This is a genomic window from Pseudoalteromonas sp. 0802 (assembly GCF_013350085.1).
GTDB lineage: Bacteria > Pseudomonadota > Gammaproteobacteria > Enterobacterales > Alteromonadaceae > Pseudoalteromonas.
In genome coordinates this window covers 34,226-46,987 of sequence record NZ_JABVXE010000022.1, presented here as the reverse complement: position 1 = coordinate 46,987, position 12,762 = coordinate 34,226, and the positions used below count along the sequence as shown (strand labels likewise).

Genomic DNA, 12,762 nt, shown 5'->3' with positions numbered 1-12,762 from the left:
GTTTTACCGTGGTCAACGTGGCCGATTGTACCAACGTTTACGTGCGGTTTTACGCGTTCAAACTTTTCTTTTGCCATGACGGAACCTATCAGTTTTGTGTATCTAGATTACATATGAAAATAATCCACCGAGGGTAGATTAATTTAATTTTTTCAAATTTCAAATAGTTTTTTCTGACAGATAAAGGAAGAAATTAAGATGAGTTCTCGATACTGGTGCTGATAGGCAGATTTGAACTGCCGACCTCACCCTTACCAAGGGTGCGCTCTACCAACTGAGCTATATCAGCAACACCAGAAGTCTGGAGCGGGCAGCGGGAATCGAACCCGCATCATCAGCTTGGAAGGCTGAGGTAATAGCCATTATACGATGCCCGCATAGGAACCTGTTCTTAAACTACCTCTAACCGTCAAGAATAAAGTGGTGGAGGGAGCTGGATTCGAACCAGCGAAGGCTGAGCCGTCAGATTTACAGTCTGATCCCTTTGGCCGCTCGGGAACCCCTCCACGAAAATTCTTTACTAAGTCACTTCCGGTAAAAGGAAAGTGGTGCCGACTATCCGAGTTGAACGGATGACCTACTGATTACAAGTCAGTTGCTCTACCAACTGAGCTAAGTCGGCACTGCTTTAGTACGGGGCGAGATTCTAAGGTAAGGTTTATTGTGATGCAACCATAAAATTAAAAAAAATGTGAATTTATGTGTTAAACGCTCACTATTCAGGCAAAAACCCGTATTTTTACTGCTTTATAGCTAATTCACGCCAATAATTCAGTCCTTTAAACACGAGCAAGCTGTCAAACTTAGCATCTATATATGTGTCTGCTAACAATTTGCCATAACCACCAGCAAATAATAACTGACAACCTTGTTGGTTAAGATGTTGTTTTGCTTGCTCGATTGCACCGAGAGTAGCAACCATAGCACCATTTTTTAGGCCGTTTGGCGTATTACGCCCTAACTCAGTAGTGAATGGAGTTTGCTCATCATCAAACACACGTTGCGTATTTTGGGTAAGTGATGAGGTCATTAAATCAAGGCCAGGTAAGATCCAGCCTCCTAGATGCGCGCCTTCTTTATTAAGCACATCAATTGTCGTTGCTGTACCGGCATCGATAATAATGCAGTTTTGCTCGGGATATTCTACATACGCAGCGATCACAGCGAGCCAGCGATCAATTCCTAGGTTTTTAAACTGCTGATAGGCACAAGTTAACGTAGCGAGTTTAGCGGTCACCTCTGCTTCAAAGTAAGGAACAGCATGTTGCTGCGCCTGTGCTAATAACGGTTTAAGTAGCTCTGTGCTACCTACGCAGGCATAGACCAGCTCTGTTATTTGTGACCAAGGTAAAGTGCTGAGTTCACAGGTTTGGTAATCCTTGCCATCAAATAAAACGGCTTTAATTGCGGTATTGCCAACATCCACTAATAGTTTCATAGCTCAGCCTTACGTAATGAAATTTCACCACCATAATAACTTTTCACTTCGCCATCTTGACGAATACGTACGCCACCTTGGTTATCAATCCCTTCGCAAATACCACGCCAGCTACGATGACCCGTATTGAGCTCAACACACTCGCCAGCAAATGCATTTAATTGATTCCACTGTAGATACATATCGTTTAAACCTGATTGCTGATACTGAGCTAAACGTTTTTCTAAATAAAAGCATAAATAGGCCACCAGCTTGTTTTTATCTAACCCCTGCACATGCTGACTTAAGTCAGTCCATGCTTGATCTATGTGCTGGCTAACACTTTCTGGCATATGTAAATTGATACCTATACCTATTACAAGCTGACAAGGACCTTGTGGTTGGCCGTCAAGTTCAACTAATACGCCCGCTAATTTTTCACGGTTTAAGTAGATATCATTTGGCCACTTAAGCTCTACATCTAATTGATATAAGGCTTTAAGCGTATCGTAAACAGCAAGCCCAACTGCAATAGATACCCCCATAGCAGCTTGCAAACCATCATCCAAACGCCAAAAGTAACTAAAGTATAAGTTTGCACCAAACGGAGATTGCCAAACGCGCCCACGGCGCCCTCTTCCCGCTTGCTGCATTTCTGCAACTAATACGCTTCCAGATGGCAGTGATACTCCTGTTTGCAAACGGCGCATTAACTCACTGTTGGTTGAGTCAATAATAGGCTGCACTTCAACATTAGCGGTGCTGCCACCTAACTCATTATAATGCAGACCGATCTTTTCTTTGTTCAGTAAGCCTGCACTATTATTTAGACAATACCCTTTACCCGTAACCTTAAATATATCGAGCCCCATCTCCTGCAAAGAGTGAATATGTTTACCCACTGCTGCACGGCTAATACCGAGCTGCTCGCCCAATTGCTGACCAGAAATAAAACCACCGGTATTTAGAGCTTGTAGAATAGCGAGCTTATTTCCATCTGGCGCTTTCATTATGAAGCTCCCAATTCAATGTGGCATTCATGTTCAGCATTTATCAGGCGTACTTCATGCTGTAAAGCAATCTGATATTTATGCCAAACCTGTTGTTGTACATGCTTTACCATGGCAATTAAGTCATCACCTGTACTATTACCGTGGTTTACTAGCACTAAAGCTTGCTGCTGATGCACTTCAATACCTGCGACCTTAAAGCCTTTTAACCCAGCTTGCTCAATCAACCACCCCGCCGCAACTTTATGATGCTCAGCATCCACAAAGTAATGAGGTAGTTCTGGGTACTGTTTTAAAAGTAACGCAAGTTGCTCATTACTGATCACTGGGTTTTTGAAAAAACTGCCCGCATTAGCAAGTTCACTGGGGTTTGGTAGTTTGCTATTTCTGGTTGTGATGATTTGCTCAAACACCTGTTGTGGAGAGGGTTCTGAAAGCTGTTGCAATGGTCCATAACTCAGTAATGGCTGCCATTTTTTAGGTAGCAGTAACCCTACTTGGGTGATTACAGCTTTATTCTTCAGTGCATGCTTGAAGATAGAGTCACGATAGCCAAATTGGCATTCGCCTTTAGTTAAGCGCTTTATGGTTTTGGTGGCAATATCAAAGTATTCGACATAACTCATAAACTTTTCAAGCTCTACACCGTAAGCACCTATATTTTGCACTGGTGCAGCACCAACAGTCCCAGGTATTAAAGCAAGGTTTTCAAGCCCAGGCATGTCATTAGCAATAGTCATAGCAACTAATTGGTGCCAGTTTTCTCCGGCTGCAATGTGCAATAAAAAGCCATCGCTTTGCTGCTCTATATCTATGCCCTTCGTATTCATGTGGATCACAGAACCTTGGTAGTCAGATAAAAACACCGTATTACTGCCTTCACCTAAAATACAAAATGGCCCAGAAAAGTCTGTGCTTAAAAGCTGATTCACTTCATCAATTTGATAAAAATGCTGGCATTGGCTTGGCAAAGAAAAGGTATGAAAAGATTGCAGGGACTGAGCCACAAAACGCCTCAAAGGTTACCGGTAACTAATCGCATTAGTGTAACCTATCGTCGCAAAATACGCATTAGATTGTAAAAATCACTCAACCCACTGCACTAATCATGTTATAAAACGGGCTCTTTTTCATTTCCGTTCCAGGGTTATTATGAAGTTTAAACCATTACTTTTAAGTCTTGCTATGGCCGGTGCTTGCTCTCAAGCAACTGCAGATGCAATCAGCCAGCACACTTACGCAAACTTAGATGACGTAACAACCACTCACCTACTACTAGATTTAGATGTTGATTTTGATGACAAACAACTAGAAGGTTTTGTTGAGCACACGCTAGATTGGCACAATGCAACAAGCAAAACACTGGTGCTTGATACTCGCGATTTAGATATCGACAAAGTAATGTATCAAGATCAAAAAGGCAGCTGGCACAAAGCTGACTTCACCCTTGCTGCACGTGATGACGTGAAGGGCTCAAAATTAACAATTAAATTTAAAAGCCAAGCGGTTAAAGCACGTATTTACTACAACAGCCGCCCAGAAGCTTCAGGTTTACAGTGGTTAACGCCAGAGCAAACAGCCAGTAAATCACACCCATTTATGTACAGCCAATCACAAGCAATTCATGCTCGTAGTTGGATCCCAGTACAAGATACGCCAGCAATGCGCGTAACCTACTCGGCACGTATTCACACTCCTAAAGACATTCGTGCGGTAATGAGTGCTGATAACAAAGATGCACTTTATAAAGATGGCGATTATCTATTTAATATGCCACAACCAATTTCGCCATACTTAATCGCAATTGGTGCAGGTAATTTAGAATTTAAAGCCATGTCTAAGCAAACGGGTATCTTTGCTGAGCCAACAATTTTAGATGCATCAGTTGCTGAGTTTAACGACACACAAGCGATGATCGATAAAACTAACGCGATGTATGGCGAATACGCATGGGGTCGTTATGACTTATTAATGCTACCGCCAAGCTTCCCATTTGGTGGCATGGAAAACCCACGTTTATCATTCATCACACCAACGGTTGTTGCTGGCGATAAAAGCTTAGTAAACCTAATTGCTCACGAGCTTGCTCACTCTTGGTCTGGTAACTTAGTAACCAATGCGACTTGGGAAGACTTATGGCTAAACGAAGGTTTCACGTCTTACGTTGAAAACCGCATTATGGAAGAAGTGTTTGGCCGTGACCGTGCAGTTATGGAGCAAGCGCTTGATGCAGCCGGCTTACGTGCATTACTTAAAACTCTGCCAGCACCAGATACGCGTCTTAACTTAAAACTTAATGGCCGCGATCCTGATGATGCATTTAGCTCGGTGCCTTACACTAAAGGTCAACTTTTCTTAATTTATTTAGAAAACAAATTTGGTCGTGATAAGTTTGACCCATTCGTAAAAGCTTACTTTGACCAATTTGCGTTTAAGTCTCTTACAACAGCGCAATTTGTTACTTACTTAAAAGCTAACTTGATCGAAAAATATCCAGGCGTTGTGAGCATGGATAAAGTTAATGAGTGGATCTTTGAACCTGGTTTACCAAGCGATGCTCCTAACCCAACGTCTGATGCCTTCGATAAAGTTGATGCTGTAACCAAAACATGGTTAAACGGTGAGATCAGTGCAGCCCAGTTACCAACAGCGGATTGGTCAGTTCACGAGTGGCTACACTTTTTGAATAACCTACCTCGCGATTTAAGCATCGAAAAAATGACTGAGCTTGATAATCAATTCAACCTAACACAGTCAACTAATGCAGAGCGTGCTTTCGCATGGTTTATGCTAGCGGTAGGTAATGGTTATCAACCAATTTACCCAGCGCTTGATGAACACCTATCAGGCATCGGTCGTCGTAAATTAATTGTGCCACTCTATAAAGCACTTATTAAAAACGGTAAAAAAGACTGGGCGCATGATGTGTACTTAAAAGCACGTCCGGGTTACCACCCACTTGCACAAGGTACTGTTGACGACTTATTTGCAAAGTAAGTCATCAAACACAAAAAAGGCGCTGCAATCAGCGCCTTTTTTAATTATTTTATTAGTTACTTACTTTTTGTAAGAACGCACGGCGCTCTTCAGGGCTTGCTTGTTGCCACCAAAACTCAAGCATCGCAGCCGCACTTGGCGTATTTTTCAAACCCGCTTGTCCGCCGGGTACTTTTGCAGGCAATGTGACAGGGATTGCAGTCGCAGGCTTGTTGCTTGTACTTGTAGCAGCAACTGGGGCACTGGCTACAGCTTGTACAGGCGCGCTAGCTGCACGATAGCTCACTATCGATAGCGGCACAGCAAGTTCACTGCCCTTGGCTTTTAAGCTCACTTGCGGTGATTCAGCAAACACTTCTGCCGCAACAGCATTACTGGCACGATTAAACACTAGGTCATAGTCTTTGCCACTCTCTACCGTAAGCTCAACCCAAAATGGCTCTGACTCAACAACTTGATGGTCATCATAACCTTGCTCGTAAAGATCGGTATATTTCATCTTCACTTGGTAAGTACCAGGGGCAAGCTCAACATCGTCAACACGACTGAAAAACGACTGTTCAATTAGGCGCTCTCCAACTTGTAAGGGTACAAACTCTTCGGGAAAGTGAATAGTCTCAGCTACACTGCTGAAACTATTAAATAGCATTAACGCACTACTCAGTAATACTAACTTACGCATGTTCACTCCTTGGTTGTTCAACTTGCGGCAGTTTCAGTTTGACACTGCAAATAAAGTTTGTCATTAGTGGGCGGTCATTTAACCACATTTATAAGAGAGCTAAGTATGAGCCAAGAGACTATTTTTACAAAGATTATTAACCGAGAGATCCCAGCTGATATTGTTTATGAGGACGATCTATCTTTAGCTTTTAAAGATATTAACCCACAAGCCCCATTTCATGTGCTGATCATCCCAAAAACGCCAATAGCGACGATTAATGATGTTACGGAAGAAAACTCAGCTTTAGTCGGTCACTTATATGTAGTTGCTGCAAAACTCGCTAAACAATTTGGCTTTAGTGAAGACGGATTTCGCGTCGTAATGAACTGTAATGACCACGGCGGACAAACTGTGTACCATATACACCTACACATGTTAGCAGGTAAAGAAATGGGCTGGCCTCCATATCAGGACAAGAAAAAAACAGCAATCTAATACTTTAATATGTAAACAAATGTAAAAAGTAGCACAAACATATTATTTTTGGCTATAATAAATATATATCAGTTAGTTAACATATTGCGATTAGTTAACTAACTGTAATTTTTGACACAAAACAGACACAAACTGTACTTTTCCTGCACAACTCTCAGAAATTTCTAATACGAAAGGGGTGGATTGCGTGATAGGATTTAACTGTCAACTTTATTCAAGAGTGTATATATATGAGTAGTTCAGCCTTTTTATTATTAGATCCAGAGCCAATTAACACTATTGGCATTAACGTATTAGAGCCATTGTTAAAAACACAAGGACTAGCAGTGACATCTGGTACTGATATCTCTGAAGTACCAGAAGGAACACGCTTGTTATTTATTGAAACGTCAAGCACAGATCCGTGGGGCAAGTTAAAAGAGCAGCTAGTTAATTTACGATTAAAATGCGATATCGTGCTGTTTAACCTAGATGAAAACCCTGAACTTGCAAACCGTGCTCTATTAAGTGGTATTCGTGGTGTGTTTTACACAACAGATAATGCTGATGTGTTAATGAAAGGCATTCGTTTATTACTTGAAGATCAACTATGGTATCGCCGCGACATCATGTGTAATGCACTAAATCGTATGTTGCAGTTCAATAAAGACGCACTCCACAAATTGACAGATGGTGACATCGAACCGGTTAAACTTACTAAACGTGAAAAAGCAATTATCTCACTAATGAGTAAAGGTTCGAAAAATAAAGAAATTGCTGAAGACTTAAGCATCAGCCCACATACAGTTAAAACTCACTTATATAGTGCATTTAGAAAAACTAAATGTCGTAACCGTATCGAGCTATTGTCTTGGGCACAGCAGAATATTCCAGACGAAATTCGCTAAACTAAACAAAACATCCTACAAGTTAAAACAGACGCAGCCGCGTCTGTTTTTGTTTCTGGTTGCTAAACACTGTAATTGACTTTATGCTCAAACTGATTGCAAAACACCGGAAATACAATGCTCGACTCAGCCACTTTATATTACGCCAGTGCTGCCATGATGGCAGTGATGACTCTTCTTAATTACCTTACATGGCGAACCAATAATAATACTCCGGGCACCTTACTCTATATTTTCTACCCTCTAGTGATGTTTGCATCGGTAATGAGTTTTGCACTGCATGGTCATATCAATAATATTGCCAGTGTTGCTATCGCAAACACCCTACTCTTTAGTGCTTCCATTATTCATGTACTTGCGATTTGCCAATTTTTAAATGCCAAATGCGTTGGCTTTAAAACCTTTGTTGCGATAACGGTGGCGCTCGCGATTACCATGATTTACCTTGCCACTGATAGCACAGAGTTACGAAGTCGAATTTTAGTTTCAGATCTTCAGCATATAGTTGAAGCCTTGTTTTTACTGGCATTATTTATTCGAAATGGCCGTAAAAGTTACCCTAATGGCAGTATTGTCTACATTTTAATTCTCAGCATCATCCTGGCTATATTTACAAGCCGAACCTTAATGATGGGAGATGTCACAACAGCAAGCTTATTGTCAGCGGATTGGTTTAGTATCACTTTATTTATTAATGGTGTTATTGCGCCGATGTTTTATGCAACTGGTATGGCACTATTATGTAATGAACGCCGCGAACAAAACCTCAATCAGTTAGCTGAAAAAGCTCATAAAGACTTAGAAATTCGTGGTTTATTCCTATCAACTATCAGCCATGAAATACGTACGCCGTTAAATGGCATTTTGGGTAGTGCACAGTTAATCATGAACCAGTCGAGTGACCCACGTGACAAACCTTATTGTGAAGCAATAATTAACTCAGCTGAGTCGCTAAACTTACTGGTAGATAAAGTACTCGATTACGCCAGCCTTGATCAGCGTGATGAAGCGCTCTACGAAGAAGACGTCGAGTTTAAAACCTGGCTCAATAACCTGTGCCTTTTACTCAGCCCTTTAGCAGAGCAAAAACATTTAAAGTTTGAACTTATATACAACTTGCCCGATCAAGCATGTTATTACTGCGACCAACAAAAACTCAGACAAGTTATTATTAACTTAGTAGGTAATGCGATTAAATTTACCGACCAAGGTGCAGTCAAAATCCAAGTAAAACTGCTCAATGAAGGGCAATTAGATCACCTTGTTCGTATCAGCGTCATAGATTCTGGGCCTGGTATTGAAGATGAAGAAATTGCATACCTAACAGAACCTTATGTTCAAAGCAGCGCAGGTAAAGAAAAAGGTGGTACAGGCCTTGGCTTAGCAATCACCAGCCGTTTACTGGAAAAGTTAGGCAGCAAGCTCAATATTGAGAGTGAACTTAATAAAGGCAGTACTTTCAGCTTTGATATTCCGCTTGCCATTGGCGAGCTTAGTCTTGTTGAGCAGCGCCACCAATCAAAAGATTATGTTACTGGCCTAGACGTGTTATTAGTTGAAGACCTCGACTTAAACCAAAAAATTGCCATTGAATTTATGGCTGATGATGAGCACAAAATTAAGCTGGCAAAAGATGGTACGAGTGCCATTGAACTAATGCAGAAACATCACTTTGATGTGGTATTACTCGATATGAATTTGCCTGATTTAACAGGCCAAGAAGTGCTGAAAAAGCTAAAAAATATCGACCATCTGAACCAGCGAACCCCGGTATTAGCGTTTACCGCGAGCCTTAGTCCTGATGAAATAAAAGAATACTTAGCACTTGGTATCAAAGACATTGTTGGCAAACCCATTAAGCAACAAAAACTACGTCAAGCACTCAGTGATTCACAAAGTAATCAAGCAGCAAGCATTGCTGTTGAGCTGCGCGATACACTCTATGATGAAACAGCCGCAGCGACTCTTGTCAGCTCATTCAGTGAAGATGAAGTGTCATCGATTTACAACGAGTTTGTATTGTCAGCCAGAAACAAACTGATCCGCTGTCAACAGCTCGTCGAGGACGATAAAGAGCAGTGCATCAAGCTACTGCACCGCCAAGCCAGCACGGCTTTACAACTAGGCTTTAACCGCTATGGTTTAGAGCTTAAGAAAATCGAGCGTAAACTGCTCGACAACAAGCCTTTAAAGGAATCACTAACCGACGCATTAGTCCTATGGCAAGAAAGCCTACAAGCCTACTTAAAGCATGTTAGAAGTGAGTTAGCATAGGAGCTCCTAGCTCCTAGCGAGACTAATCCCTATTAGCCTCAAGCAAGCGACATTTGTCATATGCCTAGAAATTCTCCCTCTCCCATGCCTGAAAGCTCCGAACTCCCCTAACAAACTTGATCCAAATCAACTATTGAATCGCCTTATTTAGCATCAGGAAAATAGCTTGATCTGGATCATATCAGCCGCCCTCAAGCCAGCCTATGATTAACTCATAGACATTAGGAGGCACAACCATGAACGTATTCTTCAGAGATTTTTTTAGCGACCCAGTTTTATTTATGTCATTCGGCATTTTGGCAGTTGTTATCGTTTTATGCCTTTTCTATGTTGGTTTCTTTATTAAGAAAATACACGACGCAGAAGTTCCTAAGTAAGAATTAAGCACGACGCACAAAGCCCCTATCCAATTTATTGTTTAGGGGCTTTTTATTTGCAGCTAGCTAAAATCTTGTAGCGGTTCTCAAAAAGCAAAAACTTGCTACAATAGGCGCTTATTTTGTTTCGAAAGTGTCAGCTATGTTACCTGAGTTTAAGCCTGCGTGGTGGATGCGCAATCGCCATTTACAAACCATAATGCCGCGCTTTTTTCGCCCTTTTCATAATACCCGCTACGACTTATCGACAATCGATACTCCAGATGGCGACTTTTTAGAACTGGCTTGGGCAACACCTCATAACGAGCAAGCACCCCTCGCTATTGTATTGCATGGTTTAGAAGGCAATATAAACAGCTTTTATGCTAAAGGCATGATGAAAAAGCTTAAGCAGCAAGGCTTTGCGGTGGTATTAATGCATTTTCGAAACTGCTCTCGCGAAGTTAACCGTTTGGCACGTGCTTATCACAGCGGCGAAACAGAAGACCTGCGCTTTTTCATCAACCACCTGAAGAGCAAGTTTCCAAAACGCCCGTTATTTGCCGTGGGCTTTTCGTTAGGTGGTAATGTACTGGCAAAGTATTTAGGTGAGCAAGGTACTAAATCAAACTTAACTGGCGCAGCCGTTGTGTCTGCACCATTTGACTTGTCATCATCTTGCGAAGTTATTCGTAAAAGCTTAGGTAAGATTTATCAAAAGTATTTACTCGACCGTATGAAAAAGTCGATGCAAAGAAAGCTACCACAAATCGAACAGCAAATTAGCCTAACGCCAGAAAAGCTCATGGCGATTGATGATTTATGGCAATTCGATAATATGCTCACGGCACCATTGCATGGCTTTGCCGGTGCTGAAGATTACTATCAGCAAGCGAGTGCAAAACCATTTTTAAAAAGCATTGCAACACCTACGCTGATTGTGCACGCCAAAGATGACCCGATGTTATCAATAAAAGCCGTGCCAGATAGCTTAGATGTGAGTGAACATGTTACGCTGCGCATCTCAGAACAAGGGGGCCATGTCGGATTTATTAGCGGTAAAAACCCTTTTAAGCCCGAATATTGGCTTGAACGAATTGTGCCTGAGTATTTTCAACAATTAGTTAAAAAAGAGCAGTTATGATCATTCCCCACGAACGCCTCGATAAAGAGACTCTGTATAATTTAATCGAAAGTTATGTTTTACGTGAGGGCACTGATTACGGCGAACAAGAATTTAGCATTGAAAGCAAAGTAGCGCAGGTTCATCAACAGCTTAAAAATGGTGAAGCCATGGTGTTTTTTTCTGAGTTACATGAGTCAGTTACGATTATATCTAAAGCTGAATTCATTGCTCTACAAGCTGACCCAGAGTACCAAGCGTCGTTCAACGACTAAACTTGTAAGTTACACTGTAACCCTTCACAATGGCTTTTTAACTTAAAGAGCCATTAAAAAATGAAAAAACTAAGCTCACTGGTTGCCGCAGTTTCTTTGGCCTTAATTGGTCAAGCAAATGCAGATCAGGTTACTGCATCAGATAAAGCCATTAAACTAGCAAAAGACACTATTTTAATCGATACCCATATCGATGTGCCTTACCGTATTCATAACAAGTGGGCTGACGTAACCAAAGCGACAAGCGACGGTGATTTTGATTATCCGCGTGCTGTGCAAGGTGGTTTGAACGCTCCTTTCATGTCAATTTACATTCCTGCAAACCTAGAATTTGAAGGCAAAGGTAAAAGCTATCAATTAGCAAATCAGCTAATCGATTCTATGGAAGCGATTGTGCAACGCGCACCAAGTAAATTCGCTATTGCTGACTCAACTGCCGATATTAAAGAGCAGTTTAAACAAGGTAAAATGTCGATTGCTATGGGCATGGAAAACGGCTCACCTATCGAAGGCGACATTAAAAACCTTAAGCACTTTTATGAGCGTGGCGTACGTTACATCACGCTAGCTCACTCGCAGAGTAACCACATTTCTGATTCATCTTATGATATTCGTCGTAAGTGGAAAGGCCTTAGCCCATTCGGTAAAGAGCTAGTAAAAGAAATGAACAACATTGGTATGCTGGTTGATGTATCGCATATTTCTGATGATGCGTTTTACCAAGTGATGGAAATATCGAAAGTACCCGTGATTGCTTCACACTCGTCACTGCGTAAATACACTCCTGGCTTTGAGCGTAATATGAATGACGACATGCTGTTAGCTCTTAAAAAGAATGGTGGTGTTATTCAAATTAACTTCGGTTCAAGCTTTGTTACAGCAAAAGCAGGCTCTTGGTACGATCAACTTAAATCAGCAAAGGCTGAAAAGAAAAAAGACGGTACTAAGCTAAGCAAAGATTTTGATGCTGCTTATCGCGCTAAAAACCCGTTTCCATTTGCTAGCTTAGAACAAGTACTTGATCACATTGACCATGTAGTTGAGCTAATTGGTATCGATTATGTGGGGATTGGCTCAGATTACGATGGTGTAGGCGACTCTCTACCTACTGGCTTAAAAGATGTATCTAGCTATCCTAACCTTGTGCAAGGTCTAATGGACCGTGGTTATAGTGATAAAGACATCAAAAAGATTTTAAGTGGCAATATGCTACGTGTATGGCAACAAGCTGAAGCATACGCAAAAGCCCATTAATCGGCATAAA

General features: G+C 41.4%; 12 protein-coding genes, 4 tRNA genes and 1 pseudogene. 8 read left to right on the top strand and 9 right to left on the bottom strand.

The window, feature by feature from the left end; translation table 11 throughout:
• From HUS61_RS19040 to murB, 8 genes and pseudogenes are all read right to left on the bottom strand, one after another.
• Positions 1-77 (bottom strand): annotated as a pseudogene (locus tag HUS61_RS19040) (elongation factor Tu); the annotation flags it as partial.
• 136 nt (positions 78-213) lie between these two features.
• Positions 214-289, bottom strand: a tRNA-Thr gene (locus HUS61_RS19035).
• Positions 290-302: 13 nt separating this feature from the next.
• A tRNA-Gly gene (locus tag HUS61_RS19030) sits at positions 303-377 on the bottom strand.
• Between the two features lie 44 nt (positions 378-421).
• Positions 422-506 (bottom strand) — tRNA-Tyr (locus HUS61_RS19025).
• Between the two features lie 40 nt (positions 507-546).
• A tRNA-Thr gene (locus tag HUS61_RS19020) sits at positions 547-622 on the bottom strand.
• A gap of 117 nt (positions 623-739) precedes the next feature.
• The gene (locus HUS61_RS19015) at positions 740-1,438 is read right to left on the bottom strand and encodes a type III pantothenate kinase (protein ID WP_175083400.1); all 699 of its coding nucleotides are present in this window, start codon (positions 1,436-1,438) and stop codon (positions 740-742) included.
• Positions 1,435-2,427, bottom strand: a complete 993-nt coding sequence (birA, locus tag HUS61_RS19010; RefSeq protein ID WP_175083399.1) for a bifunctional biotin--[acetyl-CoA-carboxylase] ligase/biotin operon repressor BirA — start codon at positions 2,425-2,427, stop codon at positions 1,435-1,437. The genes HUS61_RS19015 and birA overlap by 4 nt, the downstream gene beginning before the upstream one ends.
• Positions 2,427-3,434: a UDP-N-acetylmuramate dehydrogenase gene (gene murB / locus HUS61_RS19005; protein ID WP_175083398.1), complete on the bottom strand. Its 1,008-nt coding sequence runs from the start codon at positions 3,432-3,434 to the stop codon at positions 2,427-2,429. Before murB ends, birA begins: the two co-directional genes overlap by 1 nt.
• A gap of 145 nt (positions 3,435-3,579) precedes the next feature.
• On the opposite strand from murB, the gene HUS61_RS19000 reads away from it, so the two are divergent.
• Entirely contained in the window at positions 3,580-5,424 is a 1,845-nt protein-coding gene (locus tag HUS61_RS19000) for a M1 family metallopeptidase (protein WP_175083397.1), read from the top strand.
• Positions 5,425-5,476: 52 nt separating this feature from the next.
• On the opposite strand, the gene HUS61_RS18995 is transcribed toward HUS61_RS19000, so the two are convergent.
• Positions 5,477-6,106: a DUF2057 domain-containing protein gene (locus HUS61_RS18995; protein WP_055199355.1), complete on the bottom strand. Its 630-nt coding sequence runs from the start codon at positions 6,104-6,106 to the stop codon at positions 5,477-5,479.
• A 105-nt stretch (positions 6,107-6,211) separates the two neighbouring features.
• Here HUS61_RS18995 and HUS61_RS18990 point away from each other — a divergent pair, with 105 nt between their 5' ends.
• From HUS61_RS18990 to HUS61_RS18960, 7 genes are all read left to right on the top strand, one after another.
• A complete protein-coding gene (locus HUS61_RS18990) occupies positions 6,212-6,583 on the top strand; it encodes a histidine triad nucleotide-binding protein (protein ID WP_054563916.1) in 372 nt (123 codons plus the stop codon).
• A gap of 230 nt (positions 6,584-6,813) precedes the next feature.
• Complete coding sequence (locus HUS61_RS18985; RefSeq protein ID WP_054563917.1) at positions 6,814-7,470, top strand: response regulator transcription factor; 657 nt, start codon at positions 6,814-6,816, stop codon at positions 7,468-7,470.
• 117 nt (positions 7,471-7,587) lie between these two features.
• On the top strand, positions 7,588-9,744 hold the full coding sequence (locus HUS61_RS18980; RefSeq protein WP_175083396.1) for an ATP-binding protein: 2,157 nt from the start codon (positions 7,588-7,590) through the stop codon (positions 9,742-9,744).
• A 236-nt stretch (positions 9,745-9,980) separates the two neighbouring features.
• Positions 9,981-10,121 carry a DUF3149 domain-containing protein gene (locus HUS61_RS18975; protein ID WP_119852677.1) on the top strand — a complete coding sequence of 47 codons (141 nt, stop codon included), beginning with the start codon at positions 9,981-9,983 and terminating at the stop codon, positions 10,119-10,121.
• A gap of 142 nt (positions 10,122-10,263) precedes the next feature.
• A complete protein-coding gene (locus tag HUS61_RS18970) occupies positions 10,264-11,244 on the top strand; it encodes a hydrolase (RefSeq protein WP_054563919.1) in 981 nt (326 codons plus the stop codon).
• Positions 11,241-11,498, top strand: coding sequence for a YheU family protein (locus HUS61_RS18965; protein ID WP_054554495.1), 258 nt, complete (start codon positions 11,241-11,243; stop codon positions 11,496-11,498). The genes HUS61_RS18970 and HUS61_RS18965 overlap by 4 nt, the downstream gene beginning before the upstream one ends.
• A 60-nt stretch (positions 11,499-11,558) precedes the next feature.
• Positions 11,559-12,752, top strand: coding sequence for a dipeptidase (locus HUS61_RS18960; protein ID WP_054563921.1), 1,194 nt, complete (start codon positions 11,559-11,561; stop codon positions 12,750-12,752).
• The last annotated feature ends 10 nt before the right edge of the window (positions 12,753-12,762 follow it).

Excerpts from the sequence above, each read along its gene's own strand:
- HUS61_RS18980 (WP_175083396.1), top strand. The coding sequence starts at position 7,588 with ATGCTCGACTCAGCCACTTTATATTACGCCAGTGCTGCCATGATGGCA.
- HUS61_RS18975 (WP_119852677.1), top strand. The coding sequence starts at position 9,981 with ATGAACGTATTCTTCAGAGATTTTTTTAGCGACCCAGTTTTATTTATG.
- HUS61_RS18995 (WP_055199355.1), bottom strand. The coding sequence starts at position 6,106 with ATGCGTAAGTTAGTATTACTGAGTAGTGCGTTAATGCTATTTAATAGT.
- HUS61_RS19015 (WP_175083400.1), bottom strand. The coding sequence starts at position 1,438 with ATGAAACTATTAGTGGATGTTGGCAATACCGCAATTAAAGCCGTTTTA.
- HUS61_RS18970 (WP_054563919.1), top strand. The coding sequence starts at position 10,264 with ATGTTACCTGAGTTTAAGCCTGCGTGGTGGATGCGCAATCGCCATTTA.
- HUS61_RS18965 (WP_054554495.1), top strand. The coding sequence starts at position 11,241 with ATGATCATTCCCCACGAACGCCTCGATAAAGAGACTCTGTATAATTTA.
- birA (WP_175083399.1), bottom strand. The coding sequence starts at position 2,427 with ATGAAAGCGCCAGATGGAAATAAGCTCGCTATTCTACAAGCTCTAAAT.
- HUS61_RS19000 (WP_175083397.1), top strand. The coding sequence starts at position 3,580 with ATGAAGTTTAAACCATTACTTTTAAGTCTTGCTATGGCCGGTGCTTGC.
- HUS61_RS18985 (WP_054563917.1), top strand. The coding sequence starts at position 6,814 with ATGAGTAGTTCAGCCTTTTTATTATTAGATCCAGAGCCAATTAACACT.
- HUS61_RS18990 (WP_054563916.1), top strand. The coding sequence starts at position 6,212 with ATGAGCCAAGAGACTATTTTTACAAAGATTATTAACCGAGAGATCCCA.
- HUS61_RS18960 (WP_054563921.1), top strand. The coding sequence starts at position 11,559 with ATGAAAAAACTAAGCTCACTGGTTGCCGCAGTTTCTTTGGCCTTAATT.